This window comes from Tolumonas osonensis (assembly GCF_014202415.1).
Classification (GTDB): Bacteria; Pseudomonadota; Gammaproteobacteria; order Enterobacterales; family Aeromonadaceae; genus Tolumonas; species Tolumonas osonensis.
The window spans coordinates 158,755-182,163 of sequence record NZ_JACHGR010000008.1; the positions used below are offsets into that span (position 1 = coordinate 158,755).

At 54.1% G+C, this 23,409-nt stretch carries 23 protein-coding genes; 6 read left to right on the forward strand and 17 right to left on the reverse strand.

Translation table 11 applies throughout. The annotated features are described in order from the left end of the window. Window positions 1-71: 71 nt before the first annotated feature. Window positions 72-2,498, reverse strand: coding sequence for a class I adenylate cyclase (locus HNR75_RS12330; RefSeq protein WP_188027285.1), 2,427 nt, complete (start codon window positions 2,496-2,498; stop codon window positions 72-74). A 182-nt stretch (window positions 2,499-2,680) separates the two neighbouring features. Between HNR75_RS12330 and hemC the strand changes: the two genes are divergently transcribed. From hemC to HNR75_RS12355, 5 genes are all read left to right on the forward strand, one after another. After that, window positions 2,681-3,607 (forward strand): hydroxymethylbilane synthase, encoded by a 927-nt coding sequence (gene hemC, locus HNR75_RS12335; RefSeq protein ID WP_188027286.1) that lies wholly within the window; start codon window positions 2,681-2,683, stop codon window positions 3,605-3,607. Then, window positions 3,604-4,329, forward strand: coding sequence for a uroporphyrinogen-III synthase (locus tag HNR75_RS12340; RefSeq protein WP_188027287.1), 726 nt, complete (start codon window positions 3,604-3,606; stop codon window positions 4,327-4,329). Before hemC ends, HNR75_RS12340 begins: the two co-directional genes overlap by 4 nt. Before the next feature lie 17 nt (window positions 4,330-4,346). Next, window positions 4,347-5,417: a uroporphyrinogen-III C-methyltransferase gene (locus tag HNR75_RS12345; RefSeq protein ID WP_188027288.1), complete on the forward strand. Its 1,071-nt coding sequence runs from the start codon at window positions 4,347-4,349 to the stop codon at window positions 5,415-5,417. 12 nt (window positions 5,418-5,429) lie between these two features. Further along, entirely contained in the window at window positions 5,430-6,599 is a 1,170-nt protein-coding gene (locus HNR75_RS12350; RefSeq protein ID WP_188027289.1) for a heme biosynthesis HemY N-terminal domain-containing protein, read from the forward strand. Between the two features lie 335 nt (window positions 6,600-6,934). Beyond that, a complete protein-coding gene (locus tag HNR75_RS12355; protein WP_246358913.1) occupies window positions 6,935-8,152 on the forward strand; it encodes an ammonium transporter in 1,218 nt (405 codons plus the stop codon). A gap of 130 nt (window positions 8,153-8,282) precedes the next feature. On the opposite strand, the gene HNR75_RS12360 is transcribed toward HNR75_RS12355, so the two are convergent. The 16 genes from HNR75_RS12360 to earP form a co-directional block, all read right to left on the reverse strand. Then, window positions 8,283-8,705: a F0F1 ATP synthase subunit epsilon gene (locus HNR75_RS12360; protein ID WP_188027291.1), complete on the reverse strand. Its 423-nt coding sequence runs from the start codon at window positions 8,703-8,705 to the stop codon at window positions 8,283-8,285. Between the two features lie 17 nt (window positions 8,706-8,722). Next, window positions 8,723-10,111, reverse strand: coding sequence for a F0F1 ATP synthase subunit beta (gene atpD, locus HNR75_RS12365; protein ID WP_188027292.1), 1,389 nt, complete (start codon window positions 10,109-10,111; stop codon window positions 8,723-8,725). A gap of 32 nt (window positions 10,112-10,143) precedes the next feature. Then, a complete protein-coding gene (gene atpG, locus HNR75_RS12370; RefSeq protein WP_188027293.1) occupies window positions 10,144-11,007 on the reverse strand; it encodes a F0F1 ATP synthase subunit gamma in 864 nt (287 codons plus the stop codon). Between the two features lie 44 nt (window positions 11,008-11,051). Continuing rightward, window positions 11,052-12,593 carry a F0F1 ATP synthase subunit alpha gene (gene atpA, locus HNR75_RS12375; RefSeq protein ID WP_188027294.1) on the reverse strand — a complete coding sequence of 514 codons (1,542 nt, stop codon included), beginning with the start codon at window positions 12,591-12,593 and terminating at the stop codon, window positions 11,052-11,054. 14 nt (window positions 12,594-12,607) lie between these two features. Then, window positions 12,608-13,141 (reverse strand): F0F1 ATP synthase subunit delta, encoded by a 534-nt coding sequence (atpH, locus tag HNR75_RS12380; RefSeq protein ID WP_188027295.1) that lies wholly within the window; start codon window positions 13,139-13,141, stop codon window positions 12,608-12,610. Window positions 13,142-13,155: 14 nt separating this feature from the next. Further along, window positions 13,156-13,626, reverse strand: a complete 471-nt coding sequence (gene atpF, locus HNR75_RS12385; RefSeq protein ID WP_188027296.1) for a F0F1 ATP synthase subunit B — start codon at window positions 13,624-13,626, stop codon at window positions 13,156-13,158. Between the two features lie 41 nt (window positions 13,627-13,667). Beyond that, complete coding sequence (gene atpE, locus HNR75_RS12390; protein ID WP_015880175.1) at window positions 13,668-13,895, reverse strand: F0F1 ATP synthase subunit C; 228 nt, start codon at window positions 13,893-13,895, stop codon at window positions 13,668-13,670. Window positions 13,896-13,939: 44 nt separating this feature from the next. Further along, window positions 13,940-14,719, reverse strand: coding sequence for a F0F1 ATP synthase subunit A (atpB, locus tag HNR75_RS12395; RefSeq protein WP_188027297.1), 780 nt, complete (start codon window positions 14,717-14,719; stop codon window positions 13,940-13,942). A gap of 8 nt (window positions 14,720-14,727) precedes the next feature. Then, window positions 14,728-15,117, reverse strand: coding sequence for an ATP synthase subunit I (locus tag HNR75_RS12400; RefSeq protein ID WP_188027298.1), 390 nt, complete (start codon window positions 15,115-15,117; stop codon window positions 14,728-14,730). A 205-nt stretch (window positions 15,118-15,322) separates the two neighbouring features. Beyond that, the gene (locus HNR75_RS12405) at window positions 15,323-16,231 is read right to left on the reverse strand and encodes a ParB/RepB/Spo0J family partition protein (protein WP_188027353.1); all 909 of its coding nucleotides are present in this window, start codon (window positions 16,229-16,231) and stop codon (window positions 15,323-15,325) included. Between the two features lie 11 nt (window positions 16,232-16,242). After that, window positions 16,243-17,040, reverse strand: coding sequence for an AAA family ATPase (locus tag HNR75_RS12410; protein WP_188027299.1), 798 nt, complete (start codon window positions 17,038-17,040; stop codon window positions 16,243-16,245). A gap of 11 nt (window positions 17,041-17,051) precedes the next feature. Next, the gene (gene rsmG / locus HNR75_RS12415; RefSeq protein WP_188027300.1) at window positions 17,052-17,681 is read right to left on the reverse strand and encodes a 16S rRNA (guanine(527)-N(7))-methyltransferase RsmG; all 630 of its coding nucleotides are present in this window, start codon (window positions 17,679-17,681) and stop codon (window positions 17,052-17,054) included. 4 nt (window positions 17,682-17,685) lie between these two features. Then, entirely contained in the window at window positions 17,686-19,575 is a 1,890-nt protein-coding gene (gene mnmG / locus HNR75_RS12420) for a tRNA uridine-5-carboxymethylaminomethyl(34) synthesis enzyme MnmG (RefSeq protein ID WP_188027301.1), read from the reverse strand. 550 nt (window positions 19,576-20,125) lie between these two features. Next, window positions 20,126-20,581, reverse strand: coding sequence for an FMN-binding protein MioC (mioC, locus tag HNR75_RS12425; protein WP_188027302.1), 456 nt, complete (start codon window positions 20,579-20,581; stop codon window positions 20,126-20,128). 68 nt (window positions 20,582-20,649) lie between these two features. Further along, window positions 20,650-21,213 (reverse strand): elongation factor P, encoded by a 564-nt coding sequence (gene efp / locus HNR75_RS12430; RefSeq protein WP_024871994.1) that lies wholly within the window; start codon window positions 21,211-21,213, stop codon window positions 20,650-20,652. A gap of 34 nt (window positions 21,214-21,247) precedes the next feature. Continuing rightward, window positions 21,248-22,414 (reverse strand): elongation factor P maturation arginine rhamnosyltransferase EarP, encoded by a 1,167-nt coding sequence (gene earP, locus HNR75_RS12435; protein ID WP_188027303.1) that lies wholly within the window; start codon window positions 22,412-22,414, stop codon window positions 21,248-21,250. A 96-nt stretch (window positions 22,415-22,510) separates the two neighbouring features. Between earP and HNR75_RS12440 the strand changes: the two genes are divergently transcribed. Then, a complete protein-coding gene (locus HNR75_RS12440) occupies window positions 22,511-23,392 on the forward strand; it encodes a DMT family transporter (protein WP_188027304.1) in 882 nt (293 codons plus the stop codon). Window positions 23,393-23,409 lie beyond the last annotated feature (17 nt).

Here is a 23,409-nt window from a genome sequence, read left to right on the forward strand (position 1 = left end):
TCAGGTATTCTTCTCATCCTGATTTGCGATTATTTACACTCGGAACTGAGTACGGAACGGTTGCCCGGTGATTAGCCGGATGCCTGCTGCGGCATCTCCCGCATGGCGGAACGGTAGGGTACGACCTGCAGCGCATCCGGGCCGGAGACCAGCTCGTAAAACTGCGGCAAATTGAAATTGATCACCTGTTCGGTGAAATCGAAACGCTGATGGGTCATGGTGTAATAACGGTTGACGTTCTGCACCAGATCTTCCTTGCTGCCGGCATATTCGTGGTAGATCTCGACCTTGTTGTTTTCATCCAGAATATAGACATTAAAGCCGTTGTCATTATCTTCAAAGAAATACTGGATCAAGCCTTCACTGGCATACGCATCGACGATCGACGGCACATGCAGCCCGTTATCCGGTTCGGCAGTCTGACGTTCCAGCTTGTTATCCGACACCTGACGGTAAAAATCGATCGCGCTGCTGAGCTGACGCACCGACACTCCGCGGCGTTCAAGGAACAGGGCATATCGGCTTTCGCCTACCGACAGCAGTTTCACCATGCGCTGTTTATCCAGCGCCAGACGCAGCGAAATACAGGAGTTCACCAACTCGGTGAACTGATGACGGATCTCGTCGCGGTAATACTGACTGTAGCAGAACACGTCGATCGCATCCGGCGCCGCCGCATCCTGATGCATCTTGCTCAGGATGGTACTCAGCGCTTCCACCACCGCGTCCGGACCATTAAAGTGCAGCGTACGCACTTCATTCCAGGAGTTGCGGTAAACCAGATCCACCGTCCCGACCAGGCACTCCTGACGCACACCGAAACAGAGCATATCCTCGCCATGTTCCAGCACCGGCGGCATCTCTTCCGGCCAGTCGGCGGTCGGATCGCGCTCCAGATTGAGGAAAATACCCAGATGGCGGATTTCACACGGCCGGCTCAGTGCCAGGTTGCTGGCGGGTGGCAATTCCACCGGGAAGGTATCCGCCAGATCCTGACAGAACTGATGCAGACAGGTTTTGGTTATATCGGAGCCTGACGGACGAATGTCCACCCGGGTATTCGCCACCATCAGACCATTAAAGTACGCCCAGGCCACCAGCTTGGAGAGATAACCGTTATATTCCAGCGGCGCCCGGCCGATGATGTCGTGTGGCCGCAGCGAGTATTTATACAGATACCAGCCCTGACGGTTAAGATGTCCCGGTGGGACCTGAATCAGGCTTAAATCGGTTTCACGCAGATCAGGGGCAATTTTCAGGTTAATGCGCTGAACCTTGCCCGGCAGCGCTTCAAACGCGGTATAGAGTTTGCGCGACAGAATACCGATATCTTCCGGATTGATGGATTCGCTGATGTTATTGCGCCGTGCGAACTGGATCAGCTTGCTGTAACTCTGCATCAGCGAGCTCAGCAGCTCCTCATAGGCGATCTTAACCTGTTCCACCTTCCACTGATCATGACTGTCGAGATGCTGTAACGTCTCCAGATCCCAGCCCCAGTCACGCACCAGTTTTACCAGCAAATCCCGCCGCCAGCGTCCATTCTTCGGCGGAGTGTTGCAGCTTAAGGGATCGCAGATCTTCAGGTAGAAACAGCGTCGCGCCAGATCCAGCCGTTTGGTATCCCCCAGTCGGGTCAGATAATCCGTCACCTTATCCAGCATCAGATAATAGGCATCGAGCGACAAACCAAAGTCATCATGCTGCTGGAACCAGCGTTTCGCCTGGACCGCCAGCAACTCGGTATGCGGAAATTCGGCGGAATAGGCTTCCATTACCAGAATTTTCAGCACCGCCTTGTAAGGCGAATCCAGCCCTTTGTAGAGCAGCCACAAGGCCGAACCGAAATACTCTTCCGCCGGAATGCGGCTGACACCGCCCAGATCCAGCCAGTCGTCTTCGGAAATCATGCCGGTGCTGAACATCGCGGCGGCCAGCGAATCATATTCCTCTTCACGCTCTACCGGCAGCAGATGCTGGGCACTGCCGCAGTTATCCAGCCCAACCTGTGCCCGGTTGCCGATACGGAATTTGTTTTCCGGGATCAGGAAAAAGTTCATTTCCACACTGTGCTGTTCAGCCAGACGGGAGATGAGCTGACATTTCTGCTCCAGCAGCGCCAGCCGTTCCGCCGACAATGCCGGATCGTGACACACCCAGATATCGAGATCGGAACCTGCGCTCTGGCCGATAGAGGAAGTGCTGCCCATGGTATAAACCGCCGAGATGCAGCGTTCGTTCACCACCGGCTCTGCGGTGTGACCGCATTGGGTTACCAGAAATTTGCGCTGGGCCGGATCCGGCTGAAAATTGGCAATACCCGATGGCACCTCACCGGACACGTAACCCGGAAGGTGTGAATGATGATAATGCAGCAGAACCGGCAGGATGGAGAGCATACGCCGTCCCGCCTCGTTCATTGCCTCCAGCGCCCGTTCCATCTTTATCTGATTGATGGCATCACAGCGGGCAACCAGCAACTCAAACTGTTTAAACAACCGTTTGGCCTTAATTGATCAAATTCGGATACTTCGCCGGCAATGGCTGATGTAATTCCCCCCATGTTAGCACAGCTGACAGCGCGGTAAACCTCCCCGCAATGGTGCGATGTCATGCACAAGGTTCAATCGCCATCTGCTACCATGTTAGTATCCGGTAAAAACCTCTGGTACAGGCACTCATGACCGAATTGCGTATCGCCACCCGAAAAAGCCCGCTGGCCCTGTGGCAGGCCAACTTCGTCAAACAACAACTGGAACAGCATCACCCCGGCTTGCAGGTCACACTGATCCCGATGAGTACTCAGGGCGATAAAATTCTGGATACTCCGCTGGCCAAAATCGGCGGCAAAGGCCTGTTTGTCAAAGAGCTGGAACAGGCAATACTGGAAAACCGCGCGGATATCGCCGTCCATTCGATGAAGGATGTACCGGTGGAGTTTCCTGACGGACTCGGCCTGGCGGTGATCTGTGAACGGGATAATCCCTATGACGCCTTTGTCAGCAACCGTTTTGCCGGCATCCACGAGTTACCGGACGGTGCCGTGGTCGGCACGTCCAGTCTGCGCCGGCAATGTCAGCTGCGGGCACAGCGCCCGGATCTGGTGATCCGCGATCTGCGTGGCAATGTGAATACCCGCCTAGCGAAGCTGGATGCCGGTGACTACGACGCCATCATTCTGGCTGCCGCCGGTTTACGCCGGCTGGAAAAGGCCGATCGTATCCGTTCACTGTTACCACCGGAATACAGTCTGCCCGCCAATGGCCAAGGTGCGGTTGGCATCGAATGCCGGCTGAATGATACTGCGACCCTGACGCTGCTGGCCTCGCTGGAACATGCCGAAACCCGTTACTGTGTGCTGGCGGAACGCGCCATGAACCGGACCTTGCAGGGTGGCTGTCAGGTCCCCATCGGCGCGTTTGCGGAAATGGAAGATAACGATCACCTCTGGCTGCGCGGACTGGTCGGTTCGGTGGATGGCAAACAGATCATCCGCGGCGATATCTCCGGGCCGAAAGAACAGGCAGAGGAACTGGGGCAATTACTGGCAGAACAGTTGCTGGTCCAGGGTGCCGACGAGATTCTGCGTGCGGTTTATGGCGCATGACCCCGCTGATCCTGCGCCCGCAACCGGCCGCGGATGAACTGGCGGCACGTCTGCGCCGGGACGGCCATGCGCCGGTACTCTGCCCGCTGCTGACCTATCAGCCGGGCAGTGAATTAGCCTTGTTACCCCCCCTGCTGAACGAAGCCGATATCGTTATAGCGGTCAGCGCCGCCGCCGTACAGCATGCCAGCCTTTATCTGCAGCAACAGCACCGGTCATGGCCGGCGACCCCGACCTATCTGGCGGTGGGCCCCGCCACGGCGGCCAGCTGGCAACAGCAGCATCTTCCGGTGATCTCGCCGGCCGATGCCCGCAGCGAGGGGTTACTGGCATTACCCGAACTGCAGGCGGTAAACGGCAAACGGATTGTCCTCCTGCGCGGTAACGGCGGACGGGAGCTGCTGGCCGACACATTGCGCCAGCGTGGCGCAGAGGTTACCTGCGTTGAATGTTACCGGCGTCACTATCTGCAAACGGACGGCAACCGTTTATTACAGGAATGGCAGGCAGCAGCGGTGGACAGTGTTATCATCACTAGTAGTGAATTATTTCAGCAACTACTGACCCTGTTACCCGCGACCGCCCACAGCTGGTTATCTGCCCTGCATTGGTTTGTCGTCAGTGAGCGGACCGCAGAAGAGCTGCGGCAGGCAGGTTTAAACCGAATAACCATCATGCCGGGTGCACAGCACGACGCTGTTGCCGCGGCATTATCAGAATAATTCAGAGGATGAAACAAATGAGTGAAACTCAGGAACCCGTTCTGCCCTCCGCCGGACAGGCCCCCAAACCCCATACCACCAGAAACCGCGGCACCGCGAAAACCGCGATCGGCCTGTTGTTGATCCTGATGGCCGGTATCGGTGGTTTCAGCGCCTACCTCTATCAGCAGCAGCAACAATCCATGCAGGAAATCAGTACCCTGCGCAGTGAACTGACACAATTCCGCACCGAACAGACGCCGCTCCTGCAAAACCAGCAGGATGTGCAGACGGTCAAAGCCACACTGACCAGTCTGGGCGAACAGCAACAACAACTGGATGGCCGTCAGCGCGAACTGGAACAGAAATGGCAAAGCCGGGAACTGCAGCGGCCGAACGACTGGCTGCTGGCGGAAGCCAGTTACCTGATCCGGATGGCCGGACGCAAACTCTGGCTGGAACAGGATCTCGCGACCGCCGCCACCCTGCTGACAGATGCTGATACCCGAATCCAGGCGATGGCCGACCCGTCACTGATCCCGCTGCGTAAAGCACTGGCGGAAGACATGGCGGCCGTCAAATCAGCCCCGGACGTTGATCAGGAAGGACTGGCGCTGCGGGTGGGAACCCTGCTGGACAATATCGATCAGCTGAAAATAAAAGGACTGGAACCCAAACTGGAACAGGACCCGGCCAGTGACGAAATCAGTGATCAGCTCAGTGACTGGCAAACCAACCTGCAGAAGAGCGCCAAACAGTTCGCGGAGAACTTCATCACTATCCGCCGGCAGGGCGGTCAGATCGAAGCCCTGCTCTCCCCCGACCAGTCAGCCTATCTGCAGGAAAATCTGCGCCTCCAGCTGCAACTGGCACAACTGAATTTACTGCGTCAGGACCAGGCCAATTTCCGCAATCACCTGCAGAAAGCCCGGTCGTGGCTGACGGATTATTACGAAGCGGACGACAGCGCGACCCAGTTCATGCAAAAAGAACTGGCCGTTCTGCAGGAAACCGATATCACCGCGCACTATCCGAAAACCTTTGCTGTGCAGCCGTTGCTGGAAAAAGTGCTCGCTGAACGCGCGCAAACTATTCCCGCAGTCCGCTAAGGAGAAGACAGGATGATCCGTCTGATTATTTTACTGGTGATTCTGGCTGCAGCGCTGTTACTCGGGCCACAGCTGGCAAATCATCAGGGTTATGTGATGATTGCGGTTGCCGGCTACACCATTGAAATGAGTGTTATCACCGCCGCCATTATCGCCTTTGTTTTTTACTTGCTGCTGTTGCTGACCGAAGGCCTGCTGACCCGGCTGTTCAGTGTTCGCCGGGGCCTGCGTGGCTGGTGGGGTAATCGCCGCTACCTGAAAGCACAGCGTCAGACCCGGAAAGGCATGACCGCACTGGCAGAAGGCGAATATCAGCGGGCTGAATACCTGATGCTGCGCAGTGCCGGTCAGAGTGACCAGCCGTTACTGAATTACCTTTCCGCCGCAGAAGCGGCACATGCGCAGGGCGCCTATCAGAAACGCGATGAATACCTGCTGAAAGCCGGCGAGCTCGACCCGCAGGCGCAGCTGGCGATACAGCTCACGCATGTGCGTCTGTTGCAGGATCAGGGGGAATGGCAGCAAAGCCGTGAACTGCTGGAACAACTGCGTCAGCGCTGGCCGCAACATCCGCAAATCCTGCAGCGCCTGCACCATATCTATCAGCAACAACAGGCCTGGCAGGAAGAGCTGGAGCTGCTGCCTCTGCTGCGTAAACAGCAACTGCTGAATGACAGTGAAGTGCTGGCAGCACAGGTTCGCTGCTATCAAGTCCCTTTTGGCAACATTCTGCAAAAACAGAATGAAGATGAGTTACTGGCCTTCTGGCAACGCCAGCCCCGCACCATACGTCATACCCGGCAGTTACAGCTGTTGCTGATTGATAACCTGATCCAGCACCAGCATTATCAGGCTGCGTTTGAACAACTGGCACCGTTACTGCGCAAGCAGGCCGATGAGGCACTCTGGCAACGCTGTATCACGCTGCAACTCCGTGATCCGGAACCGTTATTACAGCTGCTGTTACGCCAGCTGAAACACCACCCGCAATCACCAGCATTGCTTTCCGCGCTGGGTCACCAGTATTTCCATCAGCAACAATATGTGCAGGCCCAGGAATATCTGGAGCGCAGCGTTGCGCTGCAGCCTACCGCTGCCGGACAGCGGACCCTGGCCGTCATCATGGAACAGCAGCGCTTATTCGAAAAAGCCGCTGAATATTACCGTCTGAGCTTAAACTGAACCTGCCTCTTCCCCTGCTGAAGTCAGCAGGGGATGTTTCGAATCCCATCTTTTTTGCCGTTTTATGCCTTGACTGCCTTATTTTTGTGCGCGATAGCACCAAAATGGTTAAAAAATTCAGCTTCATCCTTTTTTCATGAGCTATAACCATATAGAACTTATTGTTTTATAAGCCAAATAACCAAATAACCTCATCCTGGCACAGTTCATGAATCATGTTTGCGCCCCAATACGGGGAATAGCACAAATTTGAATCAATCAAGACTCAAAAAAGAACTTAGTCGTCACAAAGGCACTGAAATGGGGCGACAGTTTAATTACCAAAGGAGATGTTGTTGGAAACTACAACCAATGCAATCGCAACCCTGACCAATGGTGCAGATACCCTGTTTTTATTGCTTGGTGCAATCATGGTTCTGGCCATGCATGCCGGTTTTGCCTTTCTCGAACTCGGGACAGTGCGTCATAAAAACCAGGTCAATGCGCTGGTTAAAATCATTACTGATTTCGGCATCTCAACCTTGGCGTACTTTTTCATCGGTTATTATCTGGCCTATGACAAAACCTTTCTCAGCAGCGCCAGTACGCTGATGAGTCAGAACGGCCTGGAGCTGACCCGTTTCTTCTTTCTGCTGACCTTTGCTGCCGCGATCCCGGCCATTGTCAGTGGCGGCATTGCAGAACGCGCCCGCTTCTACCCGATGCTGTGCTGTTCATTCCTGGTTGTCGGTCTGGTTTATCCGCTGTTTGAAGGGATTGCCTGGAATGGCCGCTTCGGTGTGCAGGAATCGCTGACCGCGCAGTTTGGCGCGCCATTCCATGACTTTGCCGGTTCGGTGGTCGTGCACGCGGTGGGTGGCTGGATCGGTCTCGTTGCCCTGACACTGCTGGGCATGCGCCGGGGCCGTATCCGCGGCAAACAGATCTTCAGCTTCGCGCCATCCAACATTCCGATGCTGGCACTGGGTGCCTGGATCCTGATTGTCGGCTGGTTCGGCTTTAACGTGATGTCCGCCCAGAAGCTGAGCGGTATCAGCGGACTGGTTGCCGTGAACTCGCTGATGGCAATGGTGGGCGGTACGCTGGTTGCCTTGTTCCTCGGGAAAAACGACCCCGGCTTTATTCATAACGGTCCGCTGGCGGGTCTGGTTGCCGTCTGTGCCGGCTCGGATGTGATGCACCCTGTTGGTGCTCTGGTCGTTGGTGGCATTGCCGGTGCCATTTTCATCGTGGTCTTCACGTTGCTGCAACGCCGTCCGCAAGTCGACGATGTGCTGGGGGTATGGCCTCTGCATGGTCTGTGCGGCGCCTGGGGCGGCATTGCGGCCGGTATCTTTGGCAGCACCGCCCTGGGCGGTCTCGGCGGCGTATCGTTCATGTCCCAGCTGCTGGGTACCCTGTTGGGGATTACGATTGCGGTCGCCGGCAGCCTGCTTATCTATGGCATCATGAAAAAAGTGGTGGGCCTGCGTCTGTCGCAGGAGGATGAGCATGAAGGTGCGGATCTCGCTATCCATAAAATCAGTGCCATTACCGATGATATGAAGTCTTAATCTTCCCCTGTCTCAACAGCCGCAGGATGGATGACGGCGGCTGTTCACTTCTCAATAGCGATAAGCTGATCGGGAATAAAAAAACGGCCTGTTGATACAGGCCGTTTTTATCATCAAGGCATACGCCAAATCAGAAGTGTTTGCGGGTGATCTCGATGACACGCAATTGTGCCATTGCTTTCGCCAGCTCGGTGATCGCGGCAGCATAGTCGACATCGCCCGGGTTGCCGTGGATTTTCTCCTCGGCCGCCCGTTTCGCGGTCTGCGCTTTCGCTTCATCCAGATCGGCAGCACGGATCACGGTATCCGCCAGCACGGTCACGGTTTCTGGTTGCACTTCCAGCATACCACCGGAGATATACATTACCTCTTCGGCGCCATGCAGTTTAACCAGACGTACCAGACCAGGCTTGATGGAGGTCAGTAACGGTGCGTGACCGTGACGGATCCCCAGTTCCCCTTCCGCGCCGGAAACCTGAACGGATTCCACACGACCGGAAAACAGCATGCCTTCAGCACTGACCACATCCAGGTGGAAGGTAATCTCAGCCATAGAGCCTCCTGCCTGAATTACAGTTTCTTAGCTTTCTCGACCACTTCGTCGATGGAGCCAACCATGTAGAACGCCTGTTCCGGCAGATCGTCGTACTCACCGTCCAGAATGCCTTTAAAGCCACGGATAGTCTCTTTCAGAGACACATATTTACCCGGAGTACCGGTAAATACTTCCGCCACGTTAAATGGCTGAGACAGGAAACGCTCGATCTTACGCGCACGCGCAACGACCAGTTTGTCGTCTTCTGACAGCTCGTCCATACCCAGGATCGCGATGATGTCTTTCAGCTCTTTATAGCGCTGCAGAACGGTCTGCACGCCACGGGCCACATCATAGTGTTCCTGACCAACCACCAGCGGATCCAGCTGACGTGAAGTCGAATCCAGCGGGTCTACCGCAGGGTAAATACCCAGCGCGGCGATCTGACGGCTCAGCGTTACAGTCGAGTCCAGATGCGCGAAGGTGGTTGCTGGTGACGGGTCGGTCAAGTCGTCCGCCGGTACGTATACCGCCTGAATCGAGGTGATAGAACCAGTCTTGGTAGAGGTAATACGTTCCTGCAGCACACCCATCTCTTCTGCCAGTGTCGGCTGATAACCTACCGCAGATGGCATACGACCCAGCAGCGCAGATACTTCGGTACCGGCCAGGGTGTAACGATAGATGTTGTCGATAAACAGCAGAACGTCACGGCCTTCATCACGGAATTTCTCCGCCATGGTCAGACCGGTCAGTGCCACACGCAGACGGTTTCCTGGTGGCTCGTTCATCTGGCCGTAAACCATCGCAACTTTATCCAGAACGTTAGACTCCTTCATTTCATAGTAGAAGTCGTTACCCTCACGGGTACGTTCACCCACACCGGCGAATACTGACAGACCGGAGTGTGCCTTCGCGATGTTGTTGATCAGTTCCATCATGTTTACGGTTTTACCTACACCCGCACCACCGAACAGACCCACTTTACCACCCTTGGCAAACGGACAAATCAGGTCGATAACCTTGATGCCGGTTTCCAGCAGTTCAGTGGTGTTGGACTGATCTTCGTAGCTAGGGGCAGCACGATGGATAACCCAGTCGTCTTCCGCACCGATAGGGCCCTGTTCATCCACAGGCTCACCCAGTACGTTCATGATACGACCCAGTGTTTTAGTACCAACAGGCACTTTGATACCAGCGCCAGTGTTAACTACTTCAGCACCACGACGCAGACCGTCTGATGTACCCATTGCGATACAACGAACCACACCGCCGCCGATTTGTTGCTGTACTTCCATTACCAGACCCTTGGTCTGGCCTTCGCTCACTATCTTCAGTGCGTCATAAACCTGTGGAACCGCATCTTGCGGAAACTGTACGTCTACAACCGCACCGATGACTTGAACGATGATACCGTTACTCATGTCAAATCCTCTAAAGCCTGGAAACCTTTGCCTTATACTGCCGCTGCACCACTGACAATCTCGGTGAGTTCCTGAGTAATCGCCGCCTGACGGGCTTTGTTATACACCAGTTGTAAATCACCAATCAGATTGCCGGCGTTGTCGGTAGCAGCTTTCATCGCCACCATACGGGCTGCCTGCTCACTGGCTAAATTCTCTACCACACCCTGATAAACCTGTGATTCGACATAACGGATCAGCAGTTCATTCAGCAGATGTTTGGGATCAGGTTCATACAGATAATCCCAGTGGCGTTTCGCCAGCGCCTGGTCATCAGCCTTCGGCAAAGGCAGCAACTGATCGACGCTTGGTTTCTGTACCATGGTGTTTACAAACTTGTTGTAAACCAGATACAGACGATCGATCTCGCCGTTGTCGTAAGCTTGCAGCATTACTTTTACAGAACCGATCAGGTCGCCGACGCTTGGTGCGTCGCCCATGCCGGAAGTCTGCGCCAGTATTTTGCTACCAAGGCGTTCGAAGAAGCCGGCCGCTTTTGTGCCGATCAGCGCAGTAGAAACTTCTACGCCCTGCTCCTTCCATTCTTTCATTGATACCAGTGCCGACTTGAACAGGTTAATGTTCAAACCACCACACAGACCGCGATCGGTCGATACGATGATGTAACCTACCCGCTTAACCTCACGCTCAATCAGGTAAGGATGCTTGTATTCGAGGTTACCCAACGCGAGATGACCAATCACTTTGCGCATAGCCACGGCATAGGGACGACTGAAAGCCATGCGATCCTGCGCTTTGCGCATTTTGCTGGCTGCCACCATCTCCATCGCACCGGTGATCTTTTGCGTGTTCTTCACACTGGCGATTTTATTGCGTATCTCTTTTGCGCCGGCCATTGCTGACTCTCCACATCAGAGGCTGCCCGAAAGCAGCCGCGTTATTACCAGGTATGAGTCGCTTTGAAGCCGTCGATCAGCGCAGACAGACGAGCAACGATATCATCGTTGTAATCGGCTTTTGCGTTGATTTCGGCCATCAGATCCGCATGCTCATTGTTGGCATAAGAGAGCAGCGCCGCTTCGAAGTCGCCGATCTTGTTCAGTTCAACGTCTTCCAGATAGCCACGCTCGGCCGCAAACAGAACCAGTGCCTGCTGAGCGACGCTCATCGGGGCATATTGTTTCTGTTTCATCAGCTCGGTTACTTTCTGGCCGTGGCTCAGCTGTTTACGGGTTGCATCGTCCAGATCAGAAGAGAACTGCGCGAATGCTGCCAGTTCACGGTACTGTGCCAGTGCGGTACGGATACCACCGGACAGTTTCTTGATGATCTTGGTCTGTGCGGCACCACCTACACGCGATACCGAGATACCCGGGTCAACCGCAGGACGAATACCGGCGTTGAACAGCTGAGTCGTCAGGAAGATCTGACCGTCAGTGATCGAAATAACGTTAGTCGGAACGAACGCCGATACGTCACCGGCCTGAGTTTCGATGATAGGCAATGCGGTCAGAGAGCCGGTCTGGCCTTTTACCACGCCTTTGGTGAACGCTTCAACGTAGTCGGCGTTAACTCGGGAAGCACGCTCCAGCAGACGGGAGTGCAGATAGAATACGTCCCCTGGGAACGCTTCACGTCCAGGTGGGCGACGCAGCAACAGGGAGATCTGACGGTAAGCCACCGCATGCTTAGACAGGTCATCATAGATGATCAGCGAGTCTTCGCCACGGTCACGGAAGTATTCGCCCATGGCGCAACCGGCGTAAGGCGCCAGGTATTGCAGCGAAGCAGATTCAGAAGCAGAAGCAACGACAACGATGGTGTTCGCCAGCGCGCCGTGCTCTTCCAGTTTGCGTACTACGTTCGCAATGGTAGACGCTTTCTGACCGATAGCCACGTACACACATTTGATACCGGAATCTTTCTGGTTGATGATCGCGTCAATCGCCAGAGCTGTTTTACCAGTCTGACGGTCACCGATAATCAGCTCACGTTGACCACGGCCGATCGGGATCATCGCGTCTACCGCTTTATAACCAGTCTGTACTGGCTGAGAAACGGATTGACGTTCGATAACGCCTGGTGCAATCACCTCAACCGGTGAGAAACCATCGTTATCAATCGGACCTTTACCGTCGATAGGCTGACCCAGTGTATTCACTACACGGCCCAGCAAACCACGACCAACCGGTACTTCCAGAATACGGCCAGTGCCCGTTACTTTCTGACCTTCAGCCAGATCAGCATACGGACCCATGACGATAGCACCTACGGAGTCACGCTCCAGGTTCAGCGCCAGACCGTAACGGTTACCAGGCAGTTCAATCATTTCACCTTGCATCACGTCAGCAAGGCCATGAACACGAACGATACCGTCGCTCACCGATACGATAGTCCCTTCATTGCGGGCTTCGGTGACGACGTTGAATTGCGCGATACGCTTTTTAATCAGCTCGGCAATTTCAGTGGAATTGAGTTGCATGCTTTAATCCCCAATCAAGATTGCAATGCTTCCGCCAAGCGGTTGAGTTTACTGCGAACACTGGCATCGATGATGTCATCACCAATCTTAATTACCAGACCAGCCATCAAAGATGGATCCAGCTGGCAAGTTAAGCGAACTTTGCGCTGATAACGGGTTTCCAAAGATTTCTGAATCTTCACCTTTTCAGCGTCAGATAAAGCAGCAGCCGATGTGATCAGCGCTTCCACTTCTTTATCCAGCTCGGCTTTCAGTGCGGTGAATTCCACCAGCACATCCGGCAGTACACTCAAACGTCCGTTTTCAGCCATCACCTTGATCAGGTTATGGCCATACTCGTTGAGCTGTTCACCACAGATCTGGATAAACAGCTGCGCCAATTGGTTCGGCGCAATCGAGCTGTGGATCACCTGTTGCAGGGTGCTATCTTTCGACACTTCAGCCGCAAAGACCAACATCTCCAGCCAGCTATCCACCGCTTTCTGTTCAACGGCAAAATCGAACGCCGCTTTGGCGTAGGGGCGCGCAATGGTTGTCACTTCAGACATAGCCCCGGCTCCCCTTAGAGTTCAGCAACCAGCTTGTCAACAATGGCGCTGTTCGCGGCACTGTCCAGCTGACGCTCCAGAATTTTTTCCGCACCAGCCACTGCCAGAGCAGCGATATGTTTACGGAGTTCTTCTTTCGCACGGTTGCGTTCAGCCTCAATTTCCGCTCTGGCCTGGTTCAGGATTTTTTCCCGTTCCGCCATTGCTTCCTGATTGGCTTCATCAATAACCTGAGCACGACGTTTGTTGGCCTGCTCAATAATCTCAGCAGCTTGCTGTTTTGCTTCCTTGATCTGTTCCATGGCTTTGTTCTGTGCCAGGTCCAGGTCTTTTTTCGCACGGTCAGCAGAAGCGATACCGTCAGCAATTTCTTTCTGACGTTTTTCGATGGCAGCCATCAGTGGCGGCCATACAAACTTCATGCAGAACCAGACAAAAAGAATGAAAGCAATCGTCTGGCCGAGGATGGTTGCATTGATATTCACTGCCCATCTCCCTTAAAAAAATAAATTGCCCGGAATGACTCTTATTTCGCAACCGCGAACATAACGTACATACCCAGACCCACTGCGATCATTGGGATAGCGTCGACCAGACCCATCACGATGAAGAACTGGGTACGCAGCAGTGGCAGCAGGTCAGGCTGACGTGCAGCACCTTCCAGGAACTTACCACCCAGCACACCGATACCGATAGCCGCGCCGATAGCAGCCAGACCCATCATCAGACCCGCAGCGATGAATAACATCTCCATGATTTTTCTCCGTCAATAATATGAACTAAACGTTGATCAAAAAATTAATGTTCTTCACTGGCCATTGACAGATATACGATCGTCAACACCATGAAAATAAACGCCTGCAGCGTGATAACCAGAATGTGGAAGATAGCCCACGGCACATTCAGGAACCACTGTGACCACCATGGCAGCATGGCAGCGATCAGAATGAAAATCATCTCGCCGGCATACATGTTGCCGAATAGTCGCAAACCTAACGAGATAGGTTTGGAAATAAGGGTAACGGTTTCCAGCAGCAGGTTAATTGGCACGAATGCCCAGTGATTGAATGGCGTCAGTGTGAGTTCTTTAACAAAACCACCCACACCCTTGATCTTGATGCTGTAGAACAGAATCAGGAAGAATACGCCAAACGACATAGACAGGGTGATATTAACGTCTGCAGATGGAACCACGCGCAGGTAGGGAATATTGCTGAGCTGTGCCAGACGAGGCAGATAATCGATAGGCAGTAAGTCCATCGCGTTCATCAGGAAAATCCAGACAAAAACTGTCAGTGCCAGCGGCGCGATCAGTTGGTTTTTGCCATGGAAAATACCCTTCACGGTGTCATCCACAAATCCGAACACCATCTCAACAAAACATTGCAGCTTACCCGGCACGCCACTGGTTGCTTTAACAGCGACTCGGCGGAATAACCAGATAAACAGCGTTCCCAAGACCACGGAAAAAACCATGGAGTCGATATTTACCGTCCAGAAGCCACTGCCGACCTGCAGATGATGCAAATGGTGGGCAATATATTCCTGGGAAGTAAGCGTTTCTCCTGTGGAAGCCATGCTAGTTCCTAGTAACGATTGTTGAGGGTTAACGATATTATCCACTGACTGACCAGCATCAGACTGAACGTGATCAGCACGACGGCATGATTCACATCCAGCCACTTGAACACCACGACAAAACAAACCAGCGTAGCAATCAGTTTTGAACCGGCAGCCAGATAGACATCCCACAGCACCAGTCCGACATCCAGTTCACGATCGGGTCGTGAGGTACTGAGAATGCTGAACAGTAACTGAGGTACCCAGTAAGTTCCGCCTCCGCTCAAGACGGAACCCGCAGTAACGCCATCTTTTACCAGCCAGGTAATTAATGTCGCTACTACTATCAGGGCAAGCTGAACCAGAAGCACAGACCACGCCATAGTTTTCACACTCATCGCAGGTCTTGGCAGCATTCAGCTTTCTCCGATTTCAGGCGCTCTTTTACAGCGCAGTTATTTAACACAAAACCAACAAAAAAGCATCTTTTTGTTAAAAAGAACACCAACACGCATTTAACATATATATTAAATGTAACTAATTGGTGCATAAGGATTTTTTTTGCTGATTTAAGCAAAACATTATCCGAATAGAACAGAAAAAACCAGCCGTTTTTGTGAACTAGTTCAAATTGAAAAAGCGGCGGATTTTCTCAAATTCAGCAGCATTCTGATAACTCAGAACAATCTTGCCGTTATTATTACCAGAACGTACAAATTGTACGGGAACCCCCAATTGACCGGAGAGGGATTCAGACCAGTCTGCCGTTTGCTGATCAGCTTCCGGCTCCGGTTTCGGTGCAGGCGGATTCAGCAGTTTCTGTACCAGCCGTTCGGTATCCCGGACCGTCAGATTCTTTTGCGCCACCGAACGGGCCGTTTCGCTCTGTAATTCGCCATCCAGACTCAGCAAGGCACGGGCATGCCCCATGTCCAGATCGCCGTGTTCCACCAGCTGTTTGACATCAGCGTTCAGCTGGTTCAAACGCAGCAGATTGCTGACCGATGAACGCGATTTGCCGACCGCATCGGCCACCTGCTGATGGGACAGTTCAAATTCGGTCATCAAACGTTGCAAAGCGACCGCTTCTTCGATGGCATTCAGATCTTCACGCTGAATGTTTTCAATCAGCGCAATCGCCACCGCGGCATTGTCTTCCACATTTTTCACCAGACACGGCACCGTTTCCAGCCGCACCAGCTGACTGGCACGCCAGCGACGTTCCCCGGCAATGATCTCGTACTGCTGCTCTGCCACCTGGCGCACCACGATCGGCTGAATCACGCCCTGGGCCCGGATAGAGCTGGCCAGTTCCTCCAGCGCCTCCTGCGACATATCACGCCGTGGCTGATATTTGCCCGGACGCAGCCAGCTGATCGGCAGGGTCTGCAATTCGCCTTTCTGGTTATCAACCGTGTTTTGCGCCGCATCCGCCTGCATATCACTGAAAATTTGTTTCTGCCGGGCGATCTGGCTGGTCCCCAGCAATGCTTCCAGGCCTTTGCCTAAACCTCGTTTTTTCGCTGTCATCACAAATTATCTCACGCCTGGGCTTCGGTTTTTTGCTGTTGTTCTTGCTCTTCACGGCGCAGCAGTTCACCGGCCAGACCCAGATAGGCCTTGGATCCCAGTGAACTCTTGTCGTAATACATCACCGGTGTGCCATGACTTGGCGCCTCGGCCAGCCGCACATTACGCGGAATGATGGTGCGGTAGACCTTGTCACCGAAATACTGCTTCAACTGTTCCGAGACCTCATTGGACAGGCGGTTACGGTGATCGAACATCGTCCGCAGCACCCCTTCAATCTTCAGATTCGGATTCACGACTGCCGCCAGTTTGCTGATGGTGTCCACCAGGGCGGTAAGTCCTTCCAACGCAAAGTATTCGCACTGCATCGGCACCAGCACCGAATCGGCTGCCGACATGGCATTGACCGTCAGCAGGTTCAGCGCCGGCGGGCAGTCAATGAAAATAAAATCATAATCATCCCGGATCGGAACCAGCGCATTGCGCAGGCGGATCTCGCGGGCAAACACTTCCATCAGCCGGATCTCGGCCGCGGTGGCATCGCCGTTCGCCGCGATCAGATCATAGCCTCCGGTGGTTTCGGTGATGATCACATCCCGTACCGGCAGCTCTTCGATCAGTAGTTCGTAGACAGTCCGGTCCGTTTCGTATTTATTGACACCGCTGGCCATGGTGGCATTTCCCTGCGGATCGAGATCGATCAGCAGCACCTTGCGGCGGGTCGCTGCCATTGACGCAGCCAAATTCACGCTGGTGGTCGTTTTTCCGACACCACCTTTCTGGTTTGCTATGGCAATGACTTTTCCCACAGTAGCGGATCCTAAAGTTGTTTTTTCACAATAATCAGATGGCGTTCGGCATCCAGTTGCGGCACGGTCAGACGATGCGCTGAAACCAGTTCAAATCCGGCGGGCAGGGTTGTCAGTTCATCCTGCGGATAAAGCCCTTTCAGCGCCAGAAACACCCCGTGTGGCGCCGGTAGATGCCGGCACCAGCCCAGCATATCGTTCAGCGACGCAAACGCCCGGCTCAGCACACCGTCAAAGCCGGTCTCATCGTGGAAGTCTTCCACGCGCGACTGGACGGCAACGACGTTTTTCAGTCCCAGTTCGAGGATAACCTGGCGAATGAAACGGATCCGTTTGCCCAGGCTGTCCAGCAGCACGAACTGTTTGTCCGGCTGGACAATCGCCAGCGGCAGACCCGGCAAGCCGGGGCCGGTGCCGACATCAATAAACCGGTTGCCGTTCAGATAGGGTGCCACCACGATGCTGTCGAGAATATGCCGCACCAGCATCGCTTCGGGCTCACGCACTGATGTCAGATTGTATGCCTTGTTCCACTTGTGCAGCAACCCGACCAGTGCCAGCAGTTGCTGTTTCTGCTGATCGGACAGCGATATATGGGCTTGTTGCAGCAGCGATTCCAGCTGCGGAAGTAATGTTTGCATATTTTCAGGCCGTTTTACGCAGCAGGCCGCGTTTTTTCAGATGAACCAACAAAATGGAAATCGCCGCCGGAGTCACACCGGAAATGCGCGATGCCTGACCAATGGTCTGTGGCTTGGTGTCGTTCAGCTTGATGCACACCTCTTTCGACAGTCCCGGTACCTCGCTGTAATCCAGATCCAGCGGCAACAGGGTTTCTTCATGGCGTTGCTGCTTATCGATTTCATCCTGCTGACGTTCGATATAACCGGCGTATTTCACCTGGATTTCAATCTGTTCCGCCGCCTGCTGATGCTCGATCCCCGGACCAATGCCCTCGATCGCCATCAGATCCGCGTAATTCACTTCCGGACGGCGCAGCAGATCCTCCAGGCTGGCCGGACGGCTCAGCGGGGTCTTCAGCAGCTGGTTCAGATTTTCGGTGGCCGGATGTTGTGGCTGGATCCAGCTATCCTTCAGGCGTTGCTGTTCCTGCGCCATCATTTCCAGCTTGTGATTGAAGAACGCCCAGCGTTCGTCATTCACCAGCCCCAGCTCACGGCCAATCGGTGTCAGACGCAGATCGGCGTTGTCTTCACGCAGCAGCAGGCGATATTCGGCACGGCTGGTGAACATGCGGTACGGTTCTTTGGTCCCCAGCGTGGAAAGATCGTCCATCAGCACCCCGATATAGGCCTGATCACGACGCGGCGCCCAAGGATCCTTGTCCTGCGCCCGCAGCGCGGCGTTGATCCCGGCCAGCATCCCCTGGGCGGCGGCTTCTTCGTAACCGGTGGTACCGTTGATCTGGCCGGCAAAGAACAGGTTCTGCAGGCACTTGTTTTCCATGTTCGGTTTCAGATCCCGCGGATCGAAAAAATCATATTCGATCGCATAGCCCGGACGGGCAATATGGGCATTGGCAAACCCTTTCATCGACCGCACGATCTGTACCTGCACATCAAACGGCAGGCTGGTGGAGATGCCGTTCGGATAGAGTTCATGCGTGGTCAGACCTTCCGGCTCGATGAAGATCTGGTGCGCTTCCTTGTCGGCAAACCGCATGATCTTGTCTTCGATCGACGGACAGTAGCGCGGACCGATGCCTTCGATCACACCGGCATACATCGGGCTGCGATCCAGGTTGGCGCGGATCACATCATGGGTTTGCGCATTGGTATGCGTGATAAAACAAGGCACCTGCCGCGGATGCTGTTCCGGCTTGCCGAGGTAGGAGAAAACCGGTACCGGATCGTCGCCCGGCTGGATCTGCAACTGGGAGAAATCCACGCTCCGCGCGTCGATCCGCGGTGGCGTCCCGGTTTTCAGGCGACCAATGCGCAGCGGCAGTTCACGCATACGCTCCGCCAGCGAGATCGAAGCCGGATCACCGGCGCGGCCGCCGCGGTAATGTTCCATGCCAATGTGGATCAGGCCGTTGAGGAAGGTACCGGCAGTCAGTACCACGGTTTTGGACAGAATGCGGATCCCGGCCTGAGTCACGACGCCACAGACGCGATCGCCATCCAGGATCAGATCGTCACAGGCCTGCTGGAACAGCTGCAGATTCGGATAGTTTTCCAGAGTATGACGGATCGTCTGTTTGTACAGTAAACGATCGGCCTGGGCGCGGGTGGCGCGAACCGCTGGGCCCTTGGATGAGTTCAGAATGCGGAACTGGATCCCGGCATGATCAATGGCCTGCGCCATGATACCGCCCATCGCATCCACTTCTTTGACTAAATGACCTTTCCCAATCCCTCCGATGGCCGGATTACAAGACATGTGTCCTAATGTCTCAATGTTGTGGGTCAGCAACAGGGTTTTCATGCCCATACGTGCTGCTGCGGTTGCGGCTTCGGTGCCAGCATGGCCTCCGCCAACCACAATCACATCGAATTGATCATGATACTGCATCTGCAAACTCCAATTATTGCCATCAAGGATCGTTATTCAGTGGGGCGCATATTCTAGCGGGTTTACGGGATCAATAACATCAGAGAACGATCTTAAGAGGAAAAGTGATCGCTTATTAGATCTAGGATCTTTTTATGATCTTCTTATTGATCTCTATTATATAGATCCGGGTCATCTGTTAATAACTTAAAAATGATCAGAATGATCAAGGTGTTGGGATGGATCCAAACCTGTGATTTTTCCGGGATCCAACGGGGTTGAACATGAGTATAACCATCGTTGTTATACACAGACCCGACTGAGCTATCTGGTTGTTAATAGGATAAAAAGAGCTTGATCAGTGGTTTTACGCATGGTTATACACAGAACTTTTTTTCATGATCCTTTCTTGTGTGTATCTGACTTTTTATGATGATCGAGTTGTCAGTGTTCTGTGGATAAATCTGTGCAAGGCTTTTCGGGGCACGATCGTTTCTGGAAGTGGATAAGATCATAAGCGGAAAAAGGGATCACGTCACGTGCTGCGGGTGATCCCGGGCGGAAGTGATGATCAGTTCAGAAGGGGGCTCCATTCGGAAAACCAGACATCGGCGGCATCTTCCGGAATATCGTGCTGGGTGACATCGATTTCCAGGCGTTCCCCGATCCGGCAGGCGCCGGTTTGCTCCATGAGCAGATCCAGCAGACGGCCACCGGCACAGAAGGTGTCATAGTTGCTGTCGCCCAGCGCAACCACGGCGTAGCGGAGATCCGGCAGTTGCAATGAGCGGGAGGCCAGATCCTGAGTAAACGGCTGCAGGTTATCCGGTACCTGACCGGCACCATGTGTGGAGGTGACGATCAGCCACAGCGTGTCCGGGCCTTTTGCGGCCAGCAGCTGAGCCAGATCCGGCTGATAATGCAGTGCGGTATGGTGGTGCTGGGTCTGTAGCAATCCGGCCAGATGTTCTGCCACATATTCGGCTGCCCCAAGGGTGGAGCCGATAATGATATCGATATGCGCCATTGTTGTTTCCTGCAAATAAAAAAAGGAGCCATAAAGGCTCCTTTTATAAAACGATTTCGTGCAGAAGACTACACGCGACGTTTGAATTCACCGGTACGGGTGTCGATTTCGATCTTGTCACCGATCTTCACGAAGTCAGCAACAGAGATAGTGGCGTCAGTGCCTTTCAGTTTGGCTGGCTTCATCACTTTGCCTGAAGTATCGCCACGAACTGAAGGTTCGGTGTATTCCACTTCACGAACGATGGTGATTGGCAGTTCCATGGAGATGGCTTTGCCTTCGTAGAAGGTCACTTCACAGATGTCTTCCATACCGTCGATCAGGTAGTTCAGTACGTCACCCAGGTTTTCTTTCTCGATGTCATACTGGTTGTATTCGGTATCCATGAACACATACATCGGGTCAGCGAAGTAAGAGTAGGTACACTCTTTACGTTCCAGCTGGACGGTGTCCAGTTTGTCGTCGGCTTTGAACACAGTTTCTGCACCTGCGCCGGACAGCAGGTTTTTCATTTTCATTTTAACAACGGCAGAGTTACGGCCGGATTTGTTGAATTCGGTTTTCAGTACGACCATCGGGTCTTTACCGATCATGATTACGTTACCGACACGGATTTCCTGAGCGATTTTCATGTGTTCAATTCCTGAATTGAGCTTAGCTGTAAATTTACGCGCTGCATTTTAGCTGTTTTTCGGCAAATTGCACCAACTGGCTGGCTAAATTTCCACCAGCAAGTGCAGTTTGCGGCCACTGTTGTGCCTGTTTTTGCCATTCTTGCCAGTGTGCTTGCAGGGTAAACCAGCTTTGTTTCAATTCTGCGCGGTGGGCCTGATTAAAGCTCATGAACAGAGTCCGGACCGCTGCGGCCAGTTCCGGCGACATGCTCCGGCAGTAGCGCTCGGTGAAAGCCTGCAGTTTTTCCAGATGTGCTTCGTCTTCCTGAGGGTAGATATGCCAGAGAAACGGGCGGGCGGCCCATTGCGCCCGCAGGAAAGAATCTTCGCCGCGGACGATGTTAAAGTCGCAGCTCCACAGCAGTTGATCGTAACCGGCCTGATCGGTCATCGGCAGGATTTCCAGGGTCAGTGCGCCTTGCTGCCAGCATCCACCTGCCTGACAAACCTCGTCGGGTAATACGCCTTGCAGGCTGTTCAGGGCCCGGCCGGCCGGAACCAGGCACCGGACCGGCACGGCACTGTGCTGCCAGCATTCCAGCAGCGTCGGCAGGACCTCGTTTTCATAAATGAACAGGCTGACAAACAGTTCGTTGTCCTGCGGTGGCCGCAGTCCCCGGTCTGCGCAGAGCTGTTGCCGGTGCCCGGGTTGCTGCTGCCAGTGATCGCGTGCCGCAAACAGATTGTTTTCGCACAGCAATCCGCCGCTTTTCTCACTGAAACCGGGGAAAAAAAAGTATTTGGTCAGGTGCTGCTGCCGGGATGACAGGCCATGGCAGCCATCGATCCAGCTTTCGGCCGTGAGGTATTCCAGATTCAGCCAGACCGGTGGCTTCGCCATGTGTTGCATGGTGTGCTGCACACTGGCCGGCAGCTCGCAGGCAAACGCTTCGATCACCACGTGGCCAGGCTGCCAGTCAGCCGGAAAAGCGGCATTCCAGTGACCGATCAGCACATTATCGATGTTCTGCATGGCCAGTGCCGGATCAAGCTGCGGACATAACCGCCGGAAACTGGCCAGATCATCGACCCAGAGGCGGACCGGCAGCCGGTATTCATTGCTTAACTGACGGGCCAGACGCCAGGTCACACCGATGTCGCCGTAGTTATCAACCACGGTACAGAAGATATCCCAGTAAGAGGAGGCTGTTTGCGGCATAAGATTCATCATCCTGCAAGATAGTGGCAGGATCGTAGCAGAAAATCAGGCAGAATAGCCGCACAGGCGCATTTCGCATTCAATGAAGAGATAACTATGCAAGCTAATCTGATGTTGTTGGTCACGGCGGCTATCTGGGGTTTTGCCTTTGTTGCCCAGCGGGTTGCCATGGACCATATGGGGCCGTTTTCCTTTAACGGGGTGCGCTTCCTGCTAGGTGCTATTTCACTGTTACCGCTGATCTGGCTATTTTCCCGCAAGCGGGCAGTGGCCACGACCTCGGCGGCCAAAACCTCGATCTGGCTGGCCGGTGGCGTCGCCGGCACCATTCTGTTTGTCGCGGCAGCCTTGCAGCAGGTGGGTCTGCTGTATACCACGGCAGCCAAAGCCGGTTTTATTACCGGTCTGTATATGATCCTAGTGCCGTTTCTGGGCCTGTTTCTGCGTCATGTGACCGGGCTGAATGCCTGGCTGGGGGCGGGGATTGCGCTGATCGGTCTGTATCTGCTGAGTATCAACGCGGACTTCACCATGTCGAAGGGTGATTTTCTGATGTTTATCGGCGCGATTTTCTGGGCCTGCCATATCCTGTGGATCGATTTTATTGGTCGGCGGGTCAATGCGCTGCAGCTTTCTGCGGTACAGTTCCTGTTCTGTGGCCTGCTGAGTCTGCTGGTGGCGTTCTGGCAGGAGACACCGTCGTTGTCTTCGGTGCTGCTGGCCTGGGAGTCGGTGTTATTTGCCAGTTTCATCAGTGTCGGCGTGGCTTATACCTTGCAGGTCGTTGCCCAGAAAAAGGCCAATCCAACCCATGCGGCTATTATCATGAGTATGGAAGCGGTCTTTGCGGCGGTGGGTGGGGTGGTATTCCTCAGTGAATCGCTGCCGTTACGAGGCTGGATGGGGTGCGCCCTGATGATGAGCGGTATGCTGTTATCGCAGATCCCGCTGCCGGGGCTGAAAAAAGCCGCCCACTGACAGAAATAACACAAGGA